The following is a 22,623-nucleotide window of genomic DNA, read 5'->3' on the forward strand; positions in this document are numbered from 1 at the left end:
CCACCCCGCCTCGCGGCGACGCAGTTACTTCCAGTTCTCAGCCCGGATGCGCCCGAGGCTGGCCGGAGTCTCCCACTCCGAAGGGTGTTGGCGCTTCGCGGCGCACGAGGTGGCACGCCCCCGTGCCACAAACGCAGCGGCCGTCCACAGCATTCTACCCCCTTTCCCGAAAACGCTCCTCACGATGCGCGACGAGGGCGTCGCGCCTCCCACTAAAACGGCTCGTCCACCCCTTCGTGATCCCACGACGGCCCCACCTGCCATTCCTCGACCAGGTCCTTCGGGAAGTCATCCAAAAATCGCGATGGCCTCTGAATCACATCCCCCGTGTAGCTCTTCGGATTGATCAAGGGATAGCTCATATACAGCTCATCCTTCGCCCGGGTGATCGCGACATAAAACAAACGCCGCTCCTCTTCCATCATGGCATCGTCCTCCGCCTCGATGATCCGTCCATTGGGAAACTGCCCATCGGCCAACCAGATCACAAACACCACCTTCCACTCCAAACCTTTCGCCTGGTGGATCGAGGACAGTGTGACCTTTTCATCATCGCGCTCCGACTTATCTCCCTTCGGTTCTCCATCGGCAGAACTCAGCAAGGAAAGCTGCGCCAGAAAATCCAGCACGTCGTCGAAGTTCATCCCATAACTCATCAACTGCTCGATGTCGTTGCGACGGTTCTCCGCGTTATCATAACTCGCGCAGAGGTAATCGTCATACATTCCCTCCAACACGCTGTAAACCATGTCCGACGGCTTGGCGTACTCACCATTCGGCGTCAGTTCGTCGAAGATATACCCCAACTGCTTCCAATGGAGCTCCGCCTTCTTCGGCGGCTTGAAAGTCGCAAGCACCTCCGACCACGGTGGCGCCTCTTCCTTTACCGCCCAGCCGGTCTTCAGCCAGGCCGCCCACATCTTGTCCGCACCCTTCGCCCCGATTCCCGGAAGCAGCAGCACGATCCGCTTGAAACTCGTTTCATCGCGACGATTCGTCGCAAACCTCAGGAATGCCGCAACGTCCTTGATGTGCGCCTGCTCGAAAAACCGCAGACCACTCGTGATCGCGAAAGGAATCCCACGCGATGTCATCTCCATCTGCACTTCCAGCGACTGGAAATGCGCCCGGTAAAGCACCGCCATCTCCTCCAGCGGAATCCCCTCATCCCTGAGCTCCAAGATCCGCTGTGAAATGAACTGCGACTGAAGCGACGGATCCCCGATGGGCACCAAGGCCGGCTTCACCCCGAGCGCCTCACGCGATGATCTCAGGTTCTTATCAAAGCGCTCCAGGTTGGCTTTGATCGCGGCATTCGAAAGCTCAAGAATCTCCGGCACGCTGCGGTAGTTCGTCTCGATCTTGAAGACCTTGCAGCCCGCGTGCCGCTGCGGAAATGACAGGATGTTCCCCATGTCCGCCCCACGCCACGAGTAGATGGACTGGGCATCATCCCCCACCGCCATCACACTCGACCCACCGGCCGTCAGCAGATCGATCAACTCCGTTTGTACTGAATTCGTATCCTGATACTCGTCGACGAGAATGTGCCGGAAGCGCTTCTGATAGAGTTTCAGCAGATCCTCGTTCTCCTTCAGCAAGCGAAGCGTCAGCACCAGCAGATCATCGAAGTCCATTGAGTTCGTATCCAGCTTCCGCTTCACGTATCCCTTCTGAACTTTGGCGATCTCCTCCTGCCAGTCATCGAAGTAGGGATAGCGGTGTTCGATTACCTCCTCGAGCGTCTCGCCGGTGTTCTCGACCAGACTGAACATCGTTGCCAGCACGTCCGCCTTGGGAAAGCGACGCGACTTCGTATCAATTTCAATGCCACCGACCACCGAACTCAGCAGTGACTTCTGATCATCGCGATCGAGAATCGAAAACGCCTTGGTAAACCCCAGATCCTCCGCATGACGGCGGAGAATCCGATTTCCAATCGAGTGGAAGGTCCCACTCCAGAGGGCCGAAACATCGTGCGGCACCAGCGCCCTCACGCGCTCGGTCATTTCCCGAGCGGCCTTGTTGGTGAAGGTCAGCAGTAGAATGTGCCGCGCGTCCACCCCCTGATCGAGCAGCCACGCCACCCGATAGGTCAGCGTCCGCGTTTTGCCCGATCCCGCGCCGGCAATCACCAGCGTCGGACCCGGCGGCGAGGTCACCGCGCCATACTGCTCGTCATTGAGCTCTGCCCGGTAATCGATCCCTGATGAGGGAGCGCTTTCCTTCCGATGCAGCGTGTATTCGCGGGCCATGGGTCTACGATGGAGCAAGCCCGGAACCAATCAAGCCCCGGGCTCCTCGGCGGCATCCGCTTCCGCGATAGAAGCCCCCTCGTCGACCCGCTTCGAGAAGATCAGGAACCTCTTCAGTTCCTTCCGGACCCGGGGCAGGAGGAAATACAGTCCAATCAGGTTGGGTGCCACCATCGCGAAATAGAGCGCGTCAGAAAGCATCAGAACGTTCTTCAAGGAAGCCGCTGCTCCCAGCACCACACAGACACAGAAGACCAGCTTGTAGGCCATGATCACCCCGTTGTTGCCCCCAAACAGGTAGTACATCGCCTGCTCCCCATAGTACGACCACGAAATCATCGTCGAGAAGGCAAACAGGAAAACCGCCACCGTCAGCACATACGGGAACCAGGGAATCACCGAACCGAAGGAGCGGGATGTCAGCCAGATCCCTCCCGACCAACCGGTGCGCTCCGTAATGGCTTCCGCCGCCACGAAACCCGATGCCACGCCGTCCTTGAGTTCCACCTCCACCCATTCCTCACCCGCTTCCACCACGTGGACCAGATCCTGATCGGTCAATTCCCGGACGGCTGCGGCGGCCACGTTCGGCGCTTCACGAAGCACCGACTCCTGATTCACATTGGCATCCACGGTCCAGACTCCCGTGGTCACGATCACCAGTGAGGTCATCAGGCAGATCACCACCGTGTCGATGAACGGTTCCAGCAGAGCTACGACCCCCTCACTCGCAGGCCGACGCGTCTTCACCGGGGCATGGGCAATCGCCGCGGATCCCAGTCCGGCTTCATTGGAAAACACGCCGCGTTTGATCCCTTGAATCAGTCCACCGACGAGACCGCCGACCCCCGCTTCCAATGAAAACGCCTCTTTGACGATCGTCCCAAGCGCGGCAGGAATGTCAGAAAGGTAGCCACCCAGTACGATCATGCAGGCGAGCACGTAGATGATGGTCATGAAGGGCACCAGGATCGCCGTGACGCGGGCGATCCATACAATACCACCGATGATCACCGCACCGACCATCGCCGCCACGATCAGTCCGAAAATCCAGCTTTGGCCATCTTGGAAGATTCCGAAGGTCTCCGAAACCTGTTCGGCCGACTGGTTCATTTGAAACATGTTGCCCGCACCGAGCGCCCCACCAACACAGGCGACTGCGAAAATGATCGCCAGCACTTTGCCGAGTACGGGAAACCCGTGCTCCTTCAGGCCCTTTTCCAAATAGCGCATCGCCCCGCCATGGACGCGGCCGTCTTCATCAATGTCGCGGTAGGCAACCCCCAAGGTGCACTCGGTGAACTTGGACGTCATCCCCAACAGGCCCATGATCACCATCCAGAACACCGCCCCGGGTCCGCCGATGCCGATGGCCACCGCCACCCCGGCGATGTTACCCAATCCGACGGTGGCAGAGAGCGCCGTGGACAGCGCCTGGAAGTGCGTGATCTGACCAGGATCACTATCGGTCGAGTATTTTCCCCTCACCGTTCGCAGCGCCAAACCGAAGGCTCGAAAATTGATGAACTTGAAAAAGAGCGTCAGAAAAATCCCCGTGCCGGCCAGCAGCAGCAGCACGATCGGCACCTGTTGGCCGAAAATTGGAATCGAATAAAACACGACCATGTCCGCAAAGGTCGCCAAGGGCCCGAGGACCCCATCGATCCTTTCGTCCATCGAAAGTTCTTCCACAGGGGCTTCATCCGCCCCGAGAAGCGGCGCGGTCAGAAACGAAAGGACAAGGAGTGAGGGCAGCAGAAATCCGAGGCGGGAAAGCAAACGTCCGATCATGTTCCGGAGAAAGTGGCAATTTGCGTGCCAAGCGGCAAGCGCGGAGGTGGGAGGCGGCACGCCCCCGTGCTGCAAGGGTAGAGTGTCTCTCACCTCAAGATTCGCAATCAATAGGCAAAGACAGCCCCACCCTTCACGCGACGAGGGCGTCGCGCCTCCCAGGTCTCAGCCTTCTGGCGACGAGGGCGTTGAACCTCCCTTGAACACGACTTTCCCCCCTTCCACATCCGCTTCGATCACATCGCCATCGACGAACCTGCCGTCGAGGATCTCCAGCGAAAGCTCATCGAGCAGATGCCGTTGGATCGCCCGCTTGAGTGGCCGGGCACCGTAAACCGGATCGTATCCCTGATTCCCGATGTATTCCTTCGCTTCCGGACTCAGCGCCAGTCCCAGCCCCTGTTTGGCGAGGCGCTTGCGGACCATTTCGAGCTGCAAGTCAACAATCGTCGTCAGCTCCTCCCGGTTGAGCCGATCAAAGATCACGGTCTCATCGATCCGGTTGAGGAACTCCGGCCTGAAGTGCGCCCGCAGCGCCTCCATCACCTTCGCTTCACGCTGCTCGACGTTCTCCTCACCCAGAATGAACTGGGATCCGATATTCGAGGTCATGATCAGCACGGTGTTGCGGAAGTCCACAGTGCGACCCTGACCGTCGGTGATCCGGCCGTCATCGAGCACCTGCAGCAGCACGTTGAACACATCGGGATGCGCCTTCTCGATCTCGTCGAAAAGCACCACCGAGTACGGCTTGCGTCGTACATGCTCGGAAAGCTGTCCCCCTTCATCGTATCCGACATAACCCGGAGGGGCGCCGATCAAACGCGCGACGCTGTGCTTCTCCATGTATTCCGACATGTCGATCCGGACCATCGCATGCTCATCGTCGAACAGGAACTCCGCCAAGGCCTTCGACAGCTCGGTCTTGCCGACGCCGGTCGGTCCGAGGAAGAGAAACGACCCGATCGGGCGATTCTCGTCCTGGAGTCCGGCCCGAGCGCGGCGAACCGCATTCGAAACCGCGGAAATCGCAGTCCGCTGACCAATCACCCGGTGGCCGAGACGCTCCTCCATCTTGACCAGCTTGTCTTTCTCGCCCTCCTGCAAGCGTGACACCGGAATCCCGGTCCACGACGCCACCACACGGGCGATGTCCTCCTCCGTGACTTCCTCCTTCAGGATCGCGCCGCTCTTCTGCAGACTTTCGAGCTGCTTCTGGGCATCCTCCAAGGCCTGCTCGGCTTCTGGAATCGCCCCATAGGTAATCTCGGAGGCACGCGTCAGATCACCCAAACGCTTCGCCTGCTCGGACTCGGTCTTGAGGGCATCGATCTTCGACTGCTGCTCGCGCACCCGGTCGATCACCTCCTTCTCGTTGCGCCACTGCGCCATCAGCCCGGCAGACCTTTCCTTCAAGTTCGCCTGTTCCTCCCTGACCTTCTCCAGCCGCACTTTGGAAGCCTTGTCGGATTCCTTCTCAAGCGCCTTCTTCTCCATCTCAAGCTGCATCGCCTCACGCTCCAACTGATCAATCTCCGTCGGCATCGAATCGAGTTCGATCTTCAACCTCGAAGCCGCCTCATCCATCAAGTCCACCGCCTTGTCCGGCAGGAACCGATCCGAGATGTAGCGATCCGAAAGCACCGCCGCCGCCACCAGCGCCCCATCCTGAATGCGCACTCCATGGTGCACTTCGTAGCGCTCCTTCAGTCCGCGGAGAATCGCGATGCTGTCTTCCACCGAAGGCTCACCCACCTTGACCGGCTGGAAACGGCGCTCCAGAGCCGCATCCTTCTCGATGTACTTGCGATACTCATCGAGAGTCGTCGCCCCAATCGTCCGGAGTTCACCCCGGGCAAGCTGAGGTTTGAGCATGTTGGAGGCGTCCACCGCCCCCTCACTGGCCCCCGCCCCGACGATCGTGTGAAGCTCATCGATAAAGAGCACGATCTCGCCCTCCGACTCGCTGACCTCCTTGAGGAAAGCCTTCAAACGGTCTTCGAACTCGCCGCGATACTTCGCCCCAGCAAGCATGCTGCCGATATCCATCGAAATGATCCGCTTGTTCTTCATCGAGTCCGGCACGTCGCCCGAAACGATCCGCCGCGCCAAACCCTCGACGATGGCGGTTTTCCCCACTCCCGGCTCCCCGATCAGCACCGGGTTGTTCTTGGTCCGGCGCGAAAGCACCTGCAACACGCGGCGGATCTCGTGATCACGCCCGATGACCGGGTCGATCTTTCCCTCGCGTGCCCGCGCGGTGAGATCGGTGCCGTATTTCTCGAGCGTTTGATATTTTCCCTCCGGATCCTCGTCGACCACCTTCTGCGAACCGCGGATCCCTTCGAGAGCCTCGCGCGCGTTCTTCTCTGTTAGACCGGCCGCTTCAAGATCCTTGCCTGCCGCCGAGCCGCTCTTGAGGGCACCGAGGATGAAATGCTCGACCGACAGGAATTCGTCGCCCATCGACTCGCGGATCTCATCCGCCGCATCGAGCGTCGAACGCAGCTCATAGCTCAACTGGGGTTGGGATGTCGCTCCCTGCTGGCTGGGTTCCTTCGCCAGTCCACTGGCGACCGAGGCCTTTAGTCTGGTCAAGTCCACACCCGCTCTCTCGAGGATGGGCACGGTGATTCCTCCCTCTTGCTGAAGCAGGGCCAGAAGCACGTGATAGCTCTTCAGTTCGGGTTGGGCGGACTTTGAAGCCAGCCGTTGCGCCGTCTGAAGGGCTTCCTGCAGCTTGGTCGTGATTTTATCGAGTCCCATGATCGTTCTTTTGTATATTTAATGGATTTTGAGCCGGGTTCCAGCCCCGGACTCCGATTTACTGACCATTGGATGCCATAGCAGAAACTTTATTCAAATTTTTGCGCAATTTTCTGCCTATGTCTTTCACCCTGTCCTTTCGATTATCCCAGCGCGTCCAGCAACTGCTCAAGATGCTTCTTGGGCGCGACTTTCTCCAAGACGGCCTCGATCCTGCCATCCGCACCAATCAGGAAAGTGCTTCGCTCGGTGCCCATGTAGGTTTTCCCGTACATCGACTTCTCGACCCACACGCCGAAGCGATTGACGATCTCCTTATCCGGATCCGAAATCAGCGGATAAGGAAGGCTCTGCTTTTCAATGAACTTCCGGTGGCTTTTCAGATCATCGATACTCACCCCGAAAACCTTCACCTCCCCGGGTAGTTTTCCCCACCCGTCCCGCAGCGCACAAGCCTGGGTCGTGCAACCGGGAGTCTGATCCTTCGGATAGAAGACCAGCACAACCCGTGAGCCACGCAGGTCGGACAAGGAGATACTACTAGATTCTCCGTACTCTCCGCCCGCGACTTCGGCGGTGAAGTCCGGGGCCATGTCGCCGACCTTTGGTTTCATCGCCCCGAGAGTGGCCATGAACCGAACGAAGGCAAGCCTCCGAAACCCTCAACGTCCCTTGCGCTGCTCCTGCTGTTCGCGCACGCGCTCGCGCATCTTCTCCTGAGCCTCGCGGATCCGCTGCAGATTCTGTTCCTGCTGGCGGGCGCGTTGCTCCGCCGCTTCGCGAGCCCGCTCTTGATCCTGCCTCGCCTTTTCCTGAGCAGCCTGCCGGGCTTCTTCCTGGCGTCTGGCCAATTCTTCCTGCTGCCGCGCCCGCTGCTCGGCGGCCCGCTGGGCGGCGGCCTGCTTTTCACGCGCGGCTTGTTCGGCCGCCTGCCGATCCGCCATCTCCTTCTGCCTCGCCTGCTCTGCTCGTTGACGAGCGCGTTCGGCCTGATCCTGTTTTGCCTTCTCCTGGATGGCCCGGATTCTTTCCTGCTGCTCCTGAATTTTCCGCTGCTGCTCCTGCTTGGCCTGTTCCTGCGCCAGACGCACCTTTTCCTGCTGCTGGCGCAGCTTTTCCTGCATCTCGGCCTTCGCCCGTGCCTGATCGGCGGCCCGTTCGCTTGCCGCCACTTCCTGCTTCTGCCGGGCCTCCGCAAGGCGCTCTTTCATCGACGGACCACTTGCTTGGGGCTGACGATCTTGGGCCTCGGGAACGGCTTGGACGGCGCGCTTCTGGTCGACTGCCCTCTCGCGCGCTGCCGCTTGCCGCTTGCGCATCTCTTCGATGCGCTCGTTCACCTGCGATGCGCTCGTTTCCGGCCTACCTGGTGATGGCACAACGGCCGTCGGTCCATCCCTTCGATCTGTTCGACTGACACCGCGAGGGAGGGCTTGAGGTTTCGGCTTGAGATCTGGAGTTGTTTCCACTCCGGCTGGTGTCGCATTCGTTGCGGGAACCCTGGCAACGGTCGGCCTTTCACGACGCTCACCCCGGGCAGGCACGGACTCGACCTGATCAGGCACGCGTGGATTTCCCCGACGCAGGTTTGCCTGGCGGCTCATGTTTTCGCGAACACGAGCTTGGGCAGCCGCCACGGCTTCCCGATTGCGCTGCAGCTGGAGCTCTCGCGACTGACGCAGATCCTCGTTCTTTTGCGCCCACTGCTGCGCGTTGGCCTGCTGCCGCTCGCGCGCATCTTCAAGACGACGCGACCATGTCTCTTTGAGGCCACCATCGGCACGCACGACCTCCACTTTTCCCCACGAGTCGGCAACCTTCCTCGGTCGCAGCTTCGGGTTCCAAGGCGCATCGAGCGACGGGGCAAAAAGCTTGAGATGATTGCCGCGCTCCACACCACGGCGGTAGTCCCGGTCTCCTTTGCCACGACCGATGGAATCGAGTTCAAGCCGACGGACCGGCCAAGGTTCCTTCACCGCCTTGTGGATCTCCGCATAACTTGGTCCACCCGCGATGATGCGGTTTCCCTGATACTGAATGTTGGTGCACCCGCGGGTGTTTTGGAGGAAGTAGCGGTTCCTCGCGGTCGGCAGGCGATGGCTCGCCAAAGAGGCGGCCATGTGGCGACTTTCGACAAAATTGAAACAGCTGCTGGCAATCCCCAAGTCGACATCAACTCCGGAGCCCCATCCCCTTTTCCGGTAAGCGAGTGTTTCCGGAGGCAAGGGTGCCCAACCGACGTGACCATTTCCTTCGCGCCAAGCGCACCAGGAGGGAGCCCACTCACTTCCCGGCACCCAGCACCAGCCCCGGCCAGCAAGCAGGGCCCAGCGCCCGTAATGGAACGTCGCCCAGCCAAATGGCTCGTCGGAACGCCAGGTCCAGCCCAGATTCGAGCATACCCACCTGCCATGGACATAAGGCCGCCATGATTGGTTCTGAATCACCACCGTCGGCTGATAGACGTAGCCGTAGTCCGGAGTTTCGAACCAGTCCCCGTAGGGTTCCAGTTCATCGTAAAAAAGACTGAAGTCCTCGACCGGTTCCTGCACGACCTCAGGTTCGTCCACGGTCCAATCGTCGATCACCGTGGTGCCCGCCTGCCCCAGTTCGACTTCGCTGAGCTCTTGCTCGCGACGATCGAGCTCCGCCTGCTCGGCGGCAAGTGCTTCCGCCGCCAAACGTGCTTCCTCGTCCTGCCGCGCCAGATCCGCCTCCCGGTCGAGCAGCTCCTGTTCTTTGGCGGCAAGTTGAGCCTCACGCTCCATGCGAAGCGCCTCCCTTTCAGCCGACAAAGCCTCGCGCTCCGCCTGCACTCGAGCCCGCTCGATTTCCAAAGCCTCCACTGCCGCCTGCTCCTCCAGGTTTCCAGCGTCTTGGCTCGCCTCGCTTTCAGAGTCGGGGCGCTGGCAGGCGCCGAAAGCCAGCGTCAGGAAAAGGGGGAAAAGGAGTTGGTTTTTCATAAGGCTCACAAAGATTGCATCACCTAGGACTCCTCTCTGACGAATCCTATTCAATCGCCTCTCACGCCAAGCGTCTGAACCTCATAATCAACGCGCGCTGGACCGCCCCGACCACCCGGGATCTCCTTTCGGACGACTTTGGTGCCCAGCAGCTCTTCCAGCATCCGAATTTCAAAGTGAACCGCATTGGGATAAACATCGAACACCGGGTTGAGCGGATGATGAAACTCTTCAATCCTGAACCCGGCATCGGGATCATACTTGCAGCGCCCGAAGCAGCCTTCCTTCTCCCGCAGCGCGGAAAGCAGCGTCGCTTTCTCCACCAGCGACTTGGCCTTCGCCATCCGTGGCCGCCACGAATCGCCCAACTGCTGGAAATACTGATGCAGCAAACGCTCCGGCGCCGTGCCGCCGAAGAGCTTTCTGGAAGCTTCGAGCAACTCCAGCGTCAAGGCCGTTCCCGCTGCGGGAAAGAGCTGATCCGCCTTCGGTGTCAGCCGATACATGATCTCGGGCCGGCCGACCCCACTGCGTGGCACCCTCCAGGTTTCGACGTAGCCCTGCTTCACCAAGCCCTCACACTGGTCCTTGATTCCCATGTAGCTTCCACCGAGTCGGCGCTGAAGCTCGGGCACCGGCAAACCGCCGGAACACTTCAGCTCGTCGATGATCTTCACCCACGGTTTTTTGACCAAATCTCGGAACCCAGCTAGAAACACGACTCGAAACTCCCGTTCTAAACACCCTGAGGCAATCCCTAATCAGGTCTTCCAGTGACATGCTGATTCTCACCTCCTTGGAGCCCTTGAAAACGTCCGCCACGGGTGAATCGGCGCCGCAGGGGACAAAGGGGCCGCGAAAACGAGCCACCGACCAACTCCCGGTGTCCTCGGTGAAGTGGCCCGCAGCGGGTTCACCGCCGCAAAGATCGAGAGGATCGATCGAGACCCGGGATGTTTCCGCTTCCCCATCCACCGATTCCTGTGTTCCCTCGCGCCCAGCCACTATGGAACTCGACCTCATCGACGTCCACTTCGACCTCAAGGACATTCGTCCACGAGAGCTCGAAGAGACTTTGGAAGACCCCTTCGCCGTCCGTTTTTTGCCCGACAATGATCGGCCAGACAGCGAATCCCGTTACTTCGCACTCGGTCGCACCGTGGCCGACCGTCATCTCTTCCTCTGCTTCAGAACCGACGGCAAGACCGCCCGTGTCATTGCCGCCCGCGAAATGACCGAAGGCGAACAGCGATTCTACGAGCGGAAATACGCCGAATTCAAATAAGACATCTGCGATGAAATCCGTATCCGACTGGGACAAGATCCCCGACTTTGACGACGAGGAGGAAGAGGCCAAGTTCTGGCTCGAGCACGAGCTCGACGGCCGCCTGATGGCCGGCTCCGTGCATCAGCCGGACTCACGTGAGTCCACCACCATCACCCTGCGCTTCGATCCGCGCATGCTCTCACGCATCAAGCGCATCGCCCGCACCCGCTTCCTCAACTACCAATCGATGATGAAGCAGTGGCTGGCCGAGCGACTGGAAGACGAGATCCGCAAGCAGTAACGCTCTCCCGGGCAATGCGACTCCCCCGCCACCCGGCCCCTTGGTTCATTGCCTTTGCCACCTGGTTTGGTGTCCTCTGGTGGCTCTCCTCCGGTGTTCCTGAGTTTCCTCAGGCGCTCGATTTCCAGCTCTCCGACAAGCTGCTCCACTTCGGCTATTTTTTCGGCGGCGCAGGATTGCTTTCAGCCACCTTGTTCCGCTGGAAGCCAGATCTCCACGCCTCCACCAGGATCCTGATCGTGATCATCGTCGTGACCTTGACCGGTGCTCTCGACGAGTACCACCAGACTTTTTCCCCGGGCCGCAGCGGCAATGATGCCGCCGACCTGACCGCCGACTTTCTCGGCACCATCGTCGGTGCCCTTTTCTTCCAACGCGTGCGGCGAGTCGTCGCCTAAGGCCAAAAAGCTGAAAAATTCGCGTCCATTCGCGTCCATTCGTGGTTAAAAACCGTCGACCCCATGGACGATCTTTTCTCCCAGCCCGGCCCCGAAGACCGCATCCGCCAGCTCCGCGAAGAACTGGAGCGCCACAACCGGCTCTACTACACCGACGCCACCCCGGAAATCTCCGACGCGGAGTACGACAAGCTCTTCCGCGAACTGGAGCAACTTGAAGAAAAGCACCCGGATCTCGCCGACCCCAATTCCCCCACTCAACGCGTCGGCGGAGCCCCGATCGAAGGTTTCCAGCAGGTCACCCACCTCGTCCCGATGCTTTCCATCGACGATGTGTTCCAGCTCGACCCGGCCACTCACGACATCCCCGACGCCGAGCTCGTCACCTTCTATCAACGTCTCCAGAAAAACCTTGGGCGCGAAGACATCGAGGTCACCGTCGAACCCAAGATCGACGGTGTGGCCGTCTCACTCGTCTACCGCAGTGGTTCGCTCGAATACGCCGCCACGCGCGGCGACGGCGAAACCGGTGATGACATTACCCACAATGTCCGCACCATCGGCAGTATTCCGCTCAGTCTTGGAAAGGGTGCACCCAGCCTGCTTGAAGTCCGCGGCGAGATCTTCATGCCGAATGAAGCCTTCGCCACCATGAATCAGGAACGCGATGAGGCCGGGCTCCCGACTTTCGTCAATCCACGCAACGCCACCGCCGGCACCCTCAAGCAGCTCGATCCGAAGATGGCCGCCGAGCGCCCCCTCGCCTTCCTCGCCCACGGAATCGGCGCCTACGAGGGCCCGGAGCTCAGAACCGAAGACGACTTCACCCAGCTCTTGGAAACCCTCGGTATCCCGCGCAATCAGCCACTGATCCATGTCTCAGGCCTCGACGAACTCCGCGCTGCCGTTGACCGCATCGACACCGAACGCCACGAACTCGCCTACGGCACCGACGGCGCGGTCGTCAAGGTTCACAACTACGAGGAACGTCGTACTCTCGGCTTCCGATCCCGTGCGCCGCGCTGGGCCGCCGCCTACAAGTTCCTTCCCGAGCAAAAGGAGACCGTTCTCAAAGCCATCTCCGTCCAGGTCGGCCGCACGGGTGTTCTGACGCCTGTCGCCGAGCTCGAGCCGGTCTTTGTCTCCGGCACCACCGTTTCCCGCGCCACGCTTCACAATGAAGAGGAGATCCAGCGCAAGGACATCCGCATCGGTGATACCGTGCTGATCGAGAAGGCGGGCGAAATCATTCCGGCCATCGTCAAGGTCATCACCGACAAGCGACCCGCCGACGCCGCGCCTTTTTCCCTTCCCGAACACGTCAACCATCAGTGCCCGTCCTGTGGCGGCCCGATCGCCCGTGAGGATGGCTTCGTCGCCTGGCGCTGTGGGAATTTTGCATGCCCCGCCCAGGCCGTTTCGAAGATCAAGCAGTTCGCCTCGCGCAAGGCCCTCGACATCGAGGGTGTAGGCGAGACCGTCGCCGAGGCGCTCGTCAACCGTGGCCTCTGCACCACCGCGCTCGATCTCTTCAAACTCGAGGAAGATCAGCTCGCCAATCTCAACCTCGGCACCGATGACGAAGCCCGGCGTTTCGGAGAAAAGAATGCCGCCAAGGTCATCGAATCCCTCCAGCAGGCCCGCCAGCAACCGCTCGCGCGCTGGCTCTACGCAATGGGCATTCGCCAGATCGGCGAGTCCGCCTCCAAGGAACTCGCCCGCCTCCACCAGACGCTCGACGAACTTCCCACCAGCCCCGTGCTTCACGCCCTGCGCGATCTCGCGGCTTTCGAATCCGAGAGAAAGGCCATCTCTCCTCGAAACAAGGACAAGCCACCTGCCAACGATCAGGAAAAAGCCGAACGTCAGACGCGCTACGATCTCCTCAAGGATCAGATCGGCGACCTTGAGTTGAGCTTGGCTCCCTACCAGATTTCACCGGACGTGGGCCCCGTCGCGGCGGAAAGCACCCTCGCCTTTTTTGAATCAGAAGCCGGGCGCCAGGTCATCGAGCGCATGAGGGAACTCGGCATCCAGCCGAGCTCGCCCAACTACCTCCCCAAGCCTGCCGAAGCCGACACCTCCGATCTGCCTCTTGCCGGCAAGACAATCGTCCTCACCGGCACCTTGAGCGTCAGTCGCGGAGAAATGAAGACCCTGCTCGAAGCCAAGGGAGCCAAAGTCAGCGGCAGCATCTCCAACAACACCGACTTCCTCCTCGCCGGTGAAGGCGGCGGCTCGAAGCGCGACAAGGCCGAGAAACTCGGGGTCGAAATCCTCACCGAAGATCAGGCCCGCGCCTTGATCGCTTGAGCAAACGCTGCCTGATCGACGCGCGATTCACTCGATCAGCCTGATGGTCATCGGATAGCGGTAGGGTTTTCCTTCACCAGCCTGAATTGAGGCCAGGATCGTGAAGATAATCTCCAGCAGCCCCAAAACGATCAGTGCCGGGATGGCAACCAATGCTCCAATGATGGTGAAGATCAGCGCGATGCAAATGAGGCCGTAGATGAAGAGGCTGATCTGGAAGTTCAGAGCTTCCTTTGCCTGAGCCGCCGCGAAGGGCAGCTCATCCTTCTTCACCAGCCAGACGACCAGCGGTCCGATGAATCCGGGGATCCCAATGAAGGTGCTCAGCGATGAAAGATGGGCAATGAGGGCCCAGTTCCGCTCCTCCTTGTCCGACGAGGACGTCGCCGACCGCGCTGGCACCACGCTTGAGTCAATTACCGGTGGCTCGATCCGACCCTGCGGCGGACTTGGCACGCCACCGCTGCTTCCCTGATCGTTAGAATCTTTGTTCACCTTGGGACCATGACGCGTCTCCCCGCGTTGGAGAACTACAAAACCGCCAAGCGATTACCACGCTCGATGATTCAGCTCGGGTTTCCGCGGATCGGACTTGCGAGATTCTTCAGATGACCGTCGCGAAGACTGTAAATCCAACTGTGCACATCAATCCGCTGACCGTTCGCCCAGGCATCCTGTACCACGGTCGTGCGCGCCAGGTTTTCGGCCTGAGCGATGACGTTGATTTCACACAGCCGATCGCATCGATCCTCGAGCTTCAGGGCTTCCAATTCCTCCTCCCGACGACGGGCCAGGTTTTGAATGTGCCGCAGCCAGTTATCCACCAGACCGTTTCGGGAGTTTTCCAAGGCAGCCTTCACCCCACCGCAGCCGTAGTGGCCGCAGATAATGACGTGTTCGACCTTCAAGATATCGACGGCAAATTGAACCACGGACAGCAGATTGAAATCGGTGTGCACCACCACGTTGGCGATATTCCGATGAACGAAAACCTCACCCGGCTGCAGCCCGGTGATTTGATTCGCCGGCACCCGGCTGTCCGAGCAGCCGATCCAGAGGGCTTTCGGGGTCTGCTGTTCGACCAGGCGCTCGAAGAACTCGGGATCATCCTGCACCATCTTCCTCGCCCACAGGCGGTTTTGCTCAAATAGCTCGGGGAGCGTCTCCATGACTGAATTTGTATTGTCAGGAAAGACCGGCGGCAAGCCACGCTCATGGCAACCCCTCGAAAAAACAATCGGCTCCGGGAAGACTCCGAACTAGAAGCGCTCATGGATTCGTTGTTCGAGAGCACCGGGGAGCCGCCGCCGGAGAAAACCATCGACGCCGGCCAACCGCTCGCCGCCCGCATGCGACCTCGAACTCTCGATGAGGTGGCGGGCCAGCATCACATCCTCGCCGAGGGAAAACTGCTGAGACGTGCCATCGAATCCGACCGCTTCACTTCGCTGATCTTCTACGGCCCTCCCGGCACGGGTAAGACCACCCTCGCCTCGGTCATCGCCAACTCCACCGGGTCGCGCTTCGAATCACTCAATGGCGTCGAATCCAACGTCGCCGAAATCCGCGCCAAGATCGAACAAGCCCGGACCTACACCCGACTTCGCAATCAAAGCACCGTGCTTTTCATTGACGAGATCCACCGTTTCAACAAGGCCCAGCAGGACGTCCTCTTGCCTCACATCGAGCGCGGCACGGTGCGCTTCATCGGCGCCACAACCCACAACCCCTACTTCTACGTCAACTCCCCCCTCGTCTCGCGTTCGCAGATTTTCCAACTCGAGTCCGTCCCCACCGATGACCTGATCCCGGTCCTGGATCGCGCTCTAACAGACTGCGAGCGGGGACTTGGCAAATCAAAAGTCGAAGCCGATCCTGAGGCCCTCCGGCATCTCGCCGAAATGTCGGATGGCGATGTGCGCAAGGCGCTGACTGCCCTCGAACTCGGCATTCTAACAACTTCGCCTGCCAAAGACGGTGCAATCCACTTCACTCTCGAAGTGGCTGAAGAGAGCATTCAGCGCAAGGCGATCGTCTACGATGCCGATGGCGACGCCCACTACGACACCATCTCCGCTTTCATCAAATCGATCCGCGGCTCCGATCCCGATGCCGCGCTCTACTGGCTGGCAAAGATGCTGACCGCCGGCGAAGACCCCCGCTTCATCGCCCGGCGGCTGGTCATCTCCGCCAGCGAGGATATTGGACTGGCCGATTCGAACGCGCTGAGAGTCGCCATGGATGCCCAGCAGGCCTTCGAGTTCATCGGCATGCCCGAAGGGCGCATCCCGCTCGCGCATGCGACCGTCTATCTCGCCACCGCGCCGAAATCCAACAGCGCCTACGCCGCGCTCGGCGCCGCGATGAAGGACGTCGAAAGCGGCCGCACCCTCTCGGTCCCCGAGCACCTCCGCACCAAGACCCGCAAGAAGCTCGCCGCCGCCAGCGGCACCGAGGACGAAAAAATGAGGTATCTCTACGCTCATGACTACGAGGGCGGCTATGTCCCTCAGGCCTATCTACCCGACGGCCGATGCTACTACTCACCCACCGAGAATGGCTTGGAGAAGCGGATCAAAGAACGCCTCGATCACTGGCGCGCCCGGATGGAGTGAAAAGGTCGAGCGCCCACAGGATCACTACGCTCGGGACCGAGACTAGTGTAGTCCGTCAAGCAGAATGTGCCTTATGCGATGCGGCGTTTTTTCGAAGTTCAAGGCGCGAGGAGGGAGCGAATCGAGATTCGTGACCGACGAGCAACGCAGAAATTTGGAAAAAGACCGCATCGGCCTATCAAACGAACCGCACAGCGGCTGAATTCCAAACACCCTCACTCAAACATAAGGGGCAGTCTGCTTGGCGGGCTACACTAGACACACCATCCATGGCTCATCAGAAATTGAACCGCCAAGACGCGAAGATCGCAAAGAACCTCCGGATTTCATTCCAACGACGAAATCATCACCCATTTTCAAGGAGATCAAAAACTTGGCGGGCTTTGCGCCTTGGCGGTGAAAAAGGGGTTGGAAAAGCAATCCACCCGCTGAACCAGTACCATGTGTAAGAGTGCTACTCCTACACACTCAAGAAATAGGTGGTATTTTAGCTATTATTGGTCAATATTGCTTTTATGGACAAAATACCGACCTTTAGTCAGCGAAATCCCGTCCATCTGATGCGGGAAATCGGAGGGCGGATTCGCACGCATCGTCTCGCCCGTGGCTGGACCCAGGCCGAACTCGCCGAGCGCTCCGGCGTCAGCCTTTCGACACTCAAGCTCCTCGAACGCGAGGGCAAGGGGTCGCTCCAGCGCCTCGCCAAGATTGCCGTGATCCTCAACCTCGATGGTGAACTGCGGACCTTGTTTGCCGAGCCAAGTCACTTTGAGTCGATGGACGCCGTCGAGCGCGCCACCCGCCCCCGACCACAGCCGCGTCGTCGGGCACCGAGATCATGAATCTCACCGTCCGCTTCCGGGGCTTCCCCGATCATCCCGTCGTCGGCAAACTCGCTGATGATCCCCGAGGGCGCGTCTTTTTCGAATACGATGCGGCCTGGCGAGCGCGCGGACTCGATCTCTCCCCGGTCCACCTGCCCATCACCACGACCGGATCGCTGACGACGGGCTCTCCCGGGTTCAGCCCCCTCTTCGGTCTCTTCGATGACTCGCTTCCCGACTGGTGGGGTCAGCGCCTGATGCGCCATCACTTCGCGGAACTGAATATCCCTTGGAGCAAAGTGACGCCGCTGGAAAAGCTCGCCTGCCAGGGTGCTTTTTCCCTTGGCGCCCTGTCCTACGAACCGGACCTGTCGCCTTCGTCCTTTCGCGACACGATCTCCACGGATGTCGCCAGCCTGGTCGACTCCGCACGCCATCTGATTCAGGGCGACTCTGATAAAATCCTTCCCGCACTGATCCGTGGTGGCCTTTCCCCCGGCGGTGCCCAACCCAAGGCGGTGATGGCATTCAACGAGGACTTCTCGCACGCCGTCGCGGGAGGCGCTCCCCCGCCGGAAGGCTACACCCGATGGCTGGTGAAGTTTCAGATCGACCCGGAGAGTCATGAATGCCGGGAGGAACAGGCCATCGCCCTGATGGCCGAAGCCGCAGGCATCCGCATTCCAGAAACGCGCTTGTTCGAAACCGCCGACGGCAGCTCCCACTTCCTTTCCCGCCGCTTCGACTGGACCAACGAGGGACCGCTCCACTTCCACAGCTACGCCGGTCTCGCCCACGTCCCCGTCCGGGAGTTGATCGACTACGCCGACTTGATGAACCTGTGTCGCAATCTAACGCAACACGAAGGGGAAGTTGAGGAGATGTTCCGACGGGCGATCTTCAATATCGGCATCGCCAATGACGACGACCATTCGCGCAACCACGGATTCCTCCTCAAGCCGGATGAAAGTTGGTCGCTGTCTCCGGCCTACGACATGACACGCAGTCCCTACGCACTCGGATCGGGATTCCGGGCGGCTGGAGTCATGGGCCGATTCTCGGATCTGGGTCTCAATGAACTGCGAGCCTTGGGAAAAGACCAGGGCATCCGCCGGATCGATGACACCATCGACCGCGTCCTAAACGCCATCCGCCGATGGCCTGAATTCGCCGCATCAGCAGGTATCCCCTCATCACACAGCTCCCTTCTGTTCAACGAGTTCCCAGCAAATCACTGGTGATTCGATGCCGTTCCTCGATTACTGAGGGTCGAGGCAATCAAAGCAGTCGTTTGACAGTCAGCTTTCGTCCCCTAGGTTCGCTCCAACAAAATGGTCGATTCGAATTCCGACACCAACTTCCGCTCTCACGCCCCCGGCCACTGGCCAGACGCCACCAAGGCCGAATGGGATGATCACAAGTGGCAACTCAAGAACCGCGTCTCAACTCTGGCCGACCTCGAAAGCCGAATCGACCTCACGGATGAGGAACGTGCTGGCGTCCTCCTGGCCGGCACCAAGCTGGCAATGTCGATCACGCCCCACTTCTTCAACCTGATCGACCCGGATGATCCGAACTGTCCCATCCGGCGACAGGTGATTCCACGTCTTGAAGAAGCATGGACCGCTCCCGAGGAAATGGCCGACCCCTGCGGCGAGGACTCACACATGCCGGTCCCGGGACTGGTTCACCGCTACCCCGACCGCGTGCTCTTCCTCGTCACTGACCGTTGCGCTTCCTACTGCCGCTACTGCACCCGCTCACGCGTCGTTTCGGGCGTCGGCGAGCAGCGGCTCGAAACCCAGTGGGAGGCTGCCTTCGAGTATCTGGAAAAGACACCACAGGTCCGCGACGTGTTGCTTTCCGGCGGAGACCCCTTGCTGCTCTCCGATTCGAAGCTCGAAAAGATCATCAGCCGTCTGCGTGCGATCCCTCACATTCAGTTCATCCGCATCGGCTCCCGCATTCCGATCTTCCTTCCGCAACGCATCACCCCCGAGCTCTGCTCGATGCTTGCGAAGTACCATCCGCTCTTCATTTCCATCCACTCCAACCATCCCAAGGAACTGACGACCGAAGTCCGTGACGGACTGGCTCGTCTGGCCAATGCCGGCATCCCCTTGGGCAATCAAAGCGTGCTGCTCAAGGACGTGAATGACAGCGTCGAAATTCAGAAGGCGCTCGTTCACAAACTCCTGATGTGCCGTGCACGCCCGTACTATCTTTACCAATGTGATCTGATCACCGGCTCATCCCACTTGCGGACCTCCGTTTCCGCCGGGCTCGAAGTCATCGAAGGCCTGCGGGGCCATACTACGGGATACGCCGTACCTCAGTTCGTCATCGACGGCCCCGGAGGCGGAGGAAAGATCCCACTCAATCCCGACTACATCGTCCACCGCGATCACGAGCGCGTGACCCTGCGGAACTATGAGGGCGAAACCTTCGAGTATCCCGAGCCGACCCCCGCACCAGCCGAGGCCCTCAACGCTTTGAAAGAACGGTCTTCCTGCTGTTCCTGACCGACCTTCTTCCCGCCCAACTCAACAACAACACATCCTGACCATGACCTGGAACGATCACTTCATTGAACTCTTCGAACGTTGCGTCAAACGCTACAGGAACGGCGACAAGGATTTCACCGGCTACTACGACGACGAGGACATGGCTCTGCTGACCTCGATCGGATACCGCACCCGTGAATTCTTCGACTTCGTTGAAGACTACTGCGACGAGGGTGTGCCATCCATCTCGACCGCCCTGCTGATCGCAGCGGTAAGGCGCGACTACTTTCAGGTCGTGATGGAGGGCGAAGTTCGCAAGCCGAGCGTCGATCGGGAAAACATTCCCTCCCGTGGCGAGGAACTCGAAGGCATCCCTTACCTTCCCCGCATTCTCGCGAAAGCCCGCGGCAAATTGCGCGGCGAGCTCGATCCTGACATCATGTTCAGTTGCGGTGGCGACCGGAAGTTCCTCAAGGAGAACGGCAACATCCCTCCTGCGGACTTTCTGCGCAGGGTCTGGGCGGCGGGCGACGACGATTCCGAAGTCGTGAAATGGATCAAGGGACTCTGACTTGCCAGCCACACCCCGCCCACCTGTGCGATTTCCTCAATTTCCGAGACAGCCACCCCTCCCAATCCCGCTTTTCCCTCCAAGCTGTGAAGATTCCCGCTGGCCGAATGGCGCGCGCGTAGCAATTCTCTTCCACGCATCATCATGACTACCGAAGAACTTCAGGACAAGATCGCCGCCTCCAGCGGCTGGATCGGAGACGTCAAAACCGAAATGGGCCGGGTCCTCGTTGGCCAGGATCTGCTCGTCGACCGACTGATCGTGGGACTTCTCTGCAACGGTCACGTCCTCCTCGAAGGGGTTCCAGGACTGGCCAAGACCCTCGCAGTCAAAGCCCTGTCCGGCTCGCTCGACGCCTCCTTCGCCCGCTTCCAGTTCACGCCCGACCTGCTGCCTGCCGACTTGCTCGGCACCATGGTCTACAACCCGCAGGAAGCCAGCTTCACCCCCAAACTCGGGCCGATCTTCAACAACCTGATCCTGGCCGACGAAATCAACCGGGCTCCCGCCAAAGTGCAGTCAGCCCTGCTCGAGGCGATGCAGGAAAAGCAGGTCACCCTCGGCGACCGCACCTACAAGCTCCCCGAGCCGTTCCTGGTTCTCGCCACCCAGAACCCGATTGATCAGGAAGGCACCTACCAGCTTCCCGAAGCCCAGCTCGACCGCTTCCTGCTCAAGGTCAGCGTCGGCTATCCTTCGAAAGACGAGGAACTTACCGTGCTTGATCGCATGGCGAACTCCGAGCCGATCTATAAAACCAAGACGGCTGCCAGTCCCGAACAAGTCGCCAACTCGCGCCACCTGGTCAATGAAGTCTACATCGATCCCGCGGTGCGCGAATACGTCGTCGAGCTGATCCGCGCCACCCGCCAACCGGCAAAGATCGATGGCGGCCTGCGCCATCTCATTCGGGCCGGTGCCTCACCGCGCGGCACGATCAACCTCGCCCTGACCGCCCGCGCCCATGCCTTCATCAACGGGCGCTCGTTCGTCACGCCGCAGGACGTCAAGGACATGGCCCACGACGTTCTCCGCCACCGGATCCTCCTCAGCTACGAAGCCGAAGCGGAAGACACCACCACCGACCAGATTCTCGACCGGATTCTTTCCAAGGTCCCCGTGCCTTAATTCAGGCCGAAGCCCGTTCATCCATCATGGCGGATCCCACTGACAAGGAAATCGAAGAGGTCATGGCCCGAGTCCGCAAACTCGAGCTCAAGGCGAGGCGTCTGGTACGCGAGTCCTTCGCTGGCGAGTATCAGTCTTCCTTCCGCGGTCAGGGGCTGGATTTCGATGACTTCAGGGAATACCAACACGGCGACGAGATCCGCTTCATTGATTGGAACGTCACCGCCCGGATGGACACGCCCTACATCCGAAAGTTTCGGGAAGAACGCGAACTGTCGGTGGTCCTTGCCGTCGACGTTTCGGGATCAGCGGACTTCGGCAGCATTCATTTCAGCAAACGCGAAGCCGCCGCGGAGGCCGCTGCCATCCTCGGTTTCAGCGCGATCGGCAATGGCGACAAGGTCGGGCTCCTGCTCTTCGCCAATGAGCCGCTGCTCTTCGTGCCTCCGGCAAAAGGCACCCGTCACCTGCTGCGCATCGTCCGCGAGATCCTGATCGCCAAGCCGCTCAATCTCGGCACCTCGATCAAGGCCGCCTGCGACCATCTGGTGCAGAGTCTGAGACGTCGCTCCGTGGTCTTCATGATCTCCGACTTCTTCGCCGATCCTCTCGACAAGCCGCTCGGCAAACTCGCTCGAAAGCACGAAACGCTCGCCTTGCAGATCATTGATCCCCTTGAGGAAAAACTTCCGAAAGCCGGGCGAGTTGTTCTAACCGACCCAGAGACCGGCTGGGAAGTCCTCGTTAACACCAACAACCCGAACCTCCGGATGGGTTACCAAAAACTGATGCGGCGTCAACATGATGGAGTCGCAAAGATCTGTCGCAAACACGGCATCGACATCGCCCAGTTATCCACCGCCCGGGACCGGCTCGGCGACCTTCACCGCATGCTCAAGCGCCGGGCGAAAAAGCGCGTCCGTTGAA

19 protein-coding genes are annotated in these 22,623 nt (G+C 60.0%); 11 read left to right on the plus strand and 8 right to left on the minus strand.

Features of this window, described 5'->3' with window-relative positions; genetic code table 11:
* Window positions 1-212: 212 nt before the first annotated feature.
* From WBG04_RS09145 to WBG04_RS09170, 6 genes are all read right to left on the minus strand, one after another.
* On the minus strand, window positions 213-2,255 hold the full coding sequence (locus tag WBG04_RS09145) for an ATP-dependent helicase (RefSeq protein ID WP_424314107.1): 2,043 nt from the start codon (window positions 2,253-2,255) through the stop codon (window positions 213-215).
* 30 nt (window positions 2,256-2,285) lie between these two features.
* The gene (locus tag WBG04_RS09150) at window positions 2,286-4,046 is read right to left on the minus strand and encodes an alanine/glycine:cation symporter family protein (protein WP_424314108.1); all 1,761 of its coding nucleotides are present in this window, start codon (window positions 4,044-4,046) and stop codon (window positions 2,286-2,288) included.
* A 165-nt stretch (window positions 4,047-4,211) separates the two neighbouring features.
* Window positions 4,212-6,812: an ATP-dependent chaperone ClpB gene (clpB, locus tag WBG04_RS09155; protein WP_424314109.1), complete on the minus strand. Its 2,601-nt coding sequence runs from the start codon at window positions 6,810-6,812 to the stop codon at window positions 4,212-4,214.
* A 143-nt stretch (window positions 6,813-6,955) separates the two neighbouring features.
* Window positions 6,956-7,426 carry a peroxiredoxin gene (locus WBG04_RS09160; protein ID WP_424314110.1) on the minus strand — a complete coding sequence of 157 codons (471 nt, stop codon included), beginning with the start codon at window positions 7,424-7,426 and terminating at the stop codon, window positions 6,956-6,958.
* A gap of 48 nt (window positions 7,427-7,474) precedes the next feature.
* Window positions 7,475-9,775, minus strand: a complete 2,301-nt coding sequence (locus WBG04_RS09165) for a DUF6600 domain-containing protein (protein ID WP_424314111.1) — start codon at window positions 9,773-9,775, stop codon at window positions 7,475-7,477.
* Window positions 9,776-9,825: 50 nt separating this feature from the next.
* Window positions 9,826-10,452 (minus strand): helix-turn-helix transcriptional regulator, encoded by a 627-nt coding sequence (locus WBG04_RS09170; RefSeq protein WP_424314112.1) that lies wholly within the window; start codon window positions 10,450-10,452, stop codon window positions 9,826-9,828.
* Window positions 10,453-10,781: 329 nt separating this feature from the next.
* Between WBG04_RS09170 and WBG04_RS09175 the strand changes: the two genes are divergently transcribed.
* The 4 genes from WBG04_RS09175 (at window position 10,782) to ligA (ending at window position 14,054) form a co-directional block, all read left to right on the plus strand.
* A complete protein-coding gene (locus WBG04_RS09175) occupies window positions 10,782-11,060 on the plus strand; it encodes a BrnT family toxin (RefSeq protein WP_424314113.1) in 279 nt (92 codons plus the stop codon).
* Window positions 11,061-11,070: 10 nt separating this feature from the next.
* Window positions 11,071-11,343, plus strand: coding sequence for a CopG family antitoxin (locus tag WBG04_RS09180; protein WP_424314114.1), 273 nt, complete (start codon window positions 11,071-11,073; stop codon window positions 11,341-11,343).
* A 14-nt stretch (window positions 11,344-11,357) separates the two neighbouring features.
* The gene (locus tag WBG04_RS09185) at window positions 11,358-11,741 is read left to right on the plus strand and encodes a VanZ family protein (RefSeq protein WP_424314115.1); all 384 of its coding nucleotides are present in this window, start codon (window positions 11,358-11,360) and stop codon (window positions 11,739-11,741) included.
* A 63-nt stretch (window positions 11,742-11,804) separates the two neighbouring features.
* Window positions 11,805-14,054 (plus strand): NAD-dependent DNA ligase LigA, encoded by a 2,250-nt coding sequence (ligA, locus tag WBG04_RS09190; protein ID WP_424314116.1) that lies wholly within the window; start codon window positions 11,805-11,807, stop codon window positions 14,052-14,054.
* Window positions 14,055-14,081: 27 nt separating this feature from the next.
* On the opposite strand, the gene WBG04_RS09195 is transcribed toward ligA, so the two are convergent.
* Both WBG04_RS09195 and can read right to left on the minus strand, forming a co-directional pair.
* Complete coding sequence (locus tag WBG04_RS09195; RefSeq protein ID WP_424314117.1) at window positions 14,082-14,549, minus strand: DUF4870 domain-containing protein; 468 nt, start codon at window positions 14,547-14,549, stop codon at window positions 14,082-14,084.
* A 71-nt stretch (window positions 14,550-14,620) separates the two neighbouring features.
* Window positions 14,621-15,223 carry a carbonate dehydratase gene (can, locus tag WBG04_RS09200; RefSeq protein ID WP_424314118.1) on the minus strand — a complete coding sequence of 201 codons (603 nt, stop codon included), beginning with the start codon at window positions 15,221-15,223 and terminating at the stop codon, window positions 14,621-14,623.
* A gap of 102 nt (window positions 15,224-15,325) precedes the next feature.
* Between can and WBG04_RS09205 the strand changes: the two genes are divergently transcribed.
* The 7 genes from WBG04_RS09205 to WBG04_RS09235 all read left to right on the plus strand — a co-directional run bounded on the left by WBG04_RS09205 (window position 15,326) and on the right by WBG04_RS09235 (window position 22,622).
* On the plus strand, window positions 15,326-16,669 hold the full coding sequence (locus WBG04_RS09205; RefSeq protein WP_424314119.1) for a replication-associated recombination protein A: 1,344 nt from the start codon (window positions 15,326-15,328) through the stop codon (window positions 16,667-16,669).
* A gap of 560 nt (window positions 16,670-17,229) precedes the next feature.
* A complete protein-coding gene (locus WBG04_RS09210; RefSeq protein WP_424314120.1) occupies window positions 17,230-17,511 on the plus strand; it encodes a helix-turn-helix domain-containing protein in 282 nt (93 codons plus the stop codon).
* Window positions 17,508-18,734 (plus strand): type II toxin-antitoxin system HipA family toxin, encoded by a 1,227-nt coding sequence (locus WBG04_RS09215; protein WP_424314121.1) that lies wholly within the window; start codon window positions 17,508-17,510, stop codon window positions 18,732-18,734. The genes WBG04_RS09210 and WBG04_RS09215 overlap by 4 nt, the downstream gene beginning before the upstream one ends.
* A 90-nt stretch (window positions 18,735-18,824) precedes the next feature.
* Window positions 18,825-20,015: a KamA family radical SAM protein gene (locus WBG04_RS09220; protein WP_424314122.1), complete on the plus strand. Its 1,191-nt coding sequence runs from the start codon at window positions 18,825-18,827 to the stop codon at window positions 20,013-20,015.
* A gap of 43 nt (window positions 20,016-20,058) precedes the next feature.
* Window positions 20,059-20,568: a DUF5069 domain-containing protein gene (locus WBG04_RS09225; protein ID WP_424314123.1), complete on the plus strand. Its 510-nt coding sequence runs from the start codon at window positions 20,059-20,061 to the stop codon at window positions 20,566-20,568.
* A 144-nt stretch (window positions 20,569-20,712) separates the two neighbouring features.
* A complete protein-coding gene (locus WBG04_RS09230; protein ID WP_424314124.1) occupies window positions 20,713-21,696 on the plus strand; it encodes an AAA family ATPase in 984 nt (327 codons plus the stop codon).
* A 26-nt stretch (window positions 21,697-21,722) separates the two neighbouring features.
* Entirely contained in the window at window positions 21,723-22,622 is a 900-nt protein-coding gene (locus WBG04_RS09235) for a DUF58 domain-containing protein (protein ID WP_424314125.1), read from the plus strand.
* The last annotated feature ends 1 nt before the right edge of the window (window position 22,623 follow it).

It is taken from the genome of Haloferula sp. (assembly GCF_049672945.1).
GTDB lineage: Bacteria > Verrucomicrobiota > Verrucomicrobiia > Verrucomicrobiales > Akkermansiaceae > Haloferula.

What these genes read in the sequence shown, in the direction of transcription:
- WBG04_RS09145 (WP_424314107.1), bottom strand. Translation starts at nt 2,255, where the DNA reads ATGGCCCGCGAATACACGCTGCATCGGAAGGAAAGCGCTCCCTCATCA.
- WBG04_RS09150 (WP_424314108.1), bottom strand. Translation starts at nt 4,046, where the DNA reads ATGATCGGACGTTTGCTTTCCCGCCTCGGATTTCTGCTGCCCTCACTC.
- clpB (WP_424314109.1), bottom strand. Translation starts at nt 6,812, where the DNA reads ATGGGACTCGATAAAATCACGACCAAGCTGCAGGAAGCCCTTCAGACG.
- WBG04_RS09160 (WP_424314110.1), bottom strand. Translation starts at nt 7,426, where the DNA reads ATGAAACCAAAGGTCGGCGACATGGCCCCGGACTTCACCGCCGAAGTC.
- WBG04_RS09165 (WP_424314111.1), bottom strand. Translation starts at nt 9,775, where the DNA reads ATGAAAAACCAACTCCTTTTCCCCCTTTTCCTGACGCTGGCTTTCGGC.
- WBG04_RS09175 (WP_424314113.1), top strand. Translation starts at nt 10,782, where the DNA reads ATGGAACTCGACCTCATCGACGTCCACTTCGACCTCAAGGACATTCGT.
- WBG04_RS09180 (WP_424314114.1), top strand. Translation starts at nt 11,071, where the DNA reads ATGAAATCCGTATCCGACTGGGACAAGATCCCCGACTTTGACGACGAG.
- WBG04_RS09185 (WP_424314115.1), top strand. Translation starts at nt 11,358, where the DNA reads ATGCGACTCCCCCGCCACCCGGCCCCTTGGTTCATTGCCTTTGCCACC.
- ligA (WP_424314116.1), top strand. Translation starts at nt 11,805, where the DNA reads ATGGACGATCTTTTCTCCCAGCCCGGCCCCGAAGACCGCATCCGCCAG.
- can (WP_424314118.1), bottom strand. Translation starts at nt 15,223, where the DNA reads ATGGAGACGCTCCCCGAGCTATTTGAGCAAAACCGCCTGTGGGCGAGG.
- WBG04_RS09205 (WP_424314119.1), top strand. Translation starts at nt 15,326, where the DNA reads ATGGATTCGTTGTTCGAGAGCACCGGGGAGCCGCCGCCGGAGAAAACC.
- WBG04_RS09210 (WP_424314120.1), top strand. Translation starts at nt 17,230, where the DNA reads ATGCGGGAAATCGGAGGGCGGATTCGCACGCATCGTCTCGCCCGTGGC.
- WBG04_RS09215 (WP_424314121.1), top strand. Translation starts at nt 17,508, where the DNA reads ATGAATCTCACCGTCCGCTTCCGGGGCTTCCCCGATCATCCCGTCGTC.
- WBG04_RS09220 (WP_424314122.1), top strand. Translation starts at nt 18,825, where the DNA reads ATGGTCGATTCGAATTCCGACACCAACTTCCGCTCTCACGCCCCCGGC.
- WBG04_RS09225 (WP_424314123.1), top strand. Translation starts at nt 20,059, where the DNA reads ATGACCTGGAACGATCACTTCATTGAACTCTTCGAACGTTGCGTCAAA.
- WBG04_RS09230 (WP_424314124.1), top strand. Translation starts at nt 20,713, where the DNA reads ATGACTACCGAAGAACTTCAGGACAAGATCGCCGCCTCCAGCGGCTGG.
- WBG04_RS09235 (WP_424314125.1), top strand. Translation starts at nt 21,723, where the DNA reads ATGGCGGATCCCACTGACAAGGAAATCGAAGAGGTCATGGCCCGAGTC.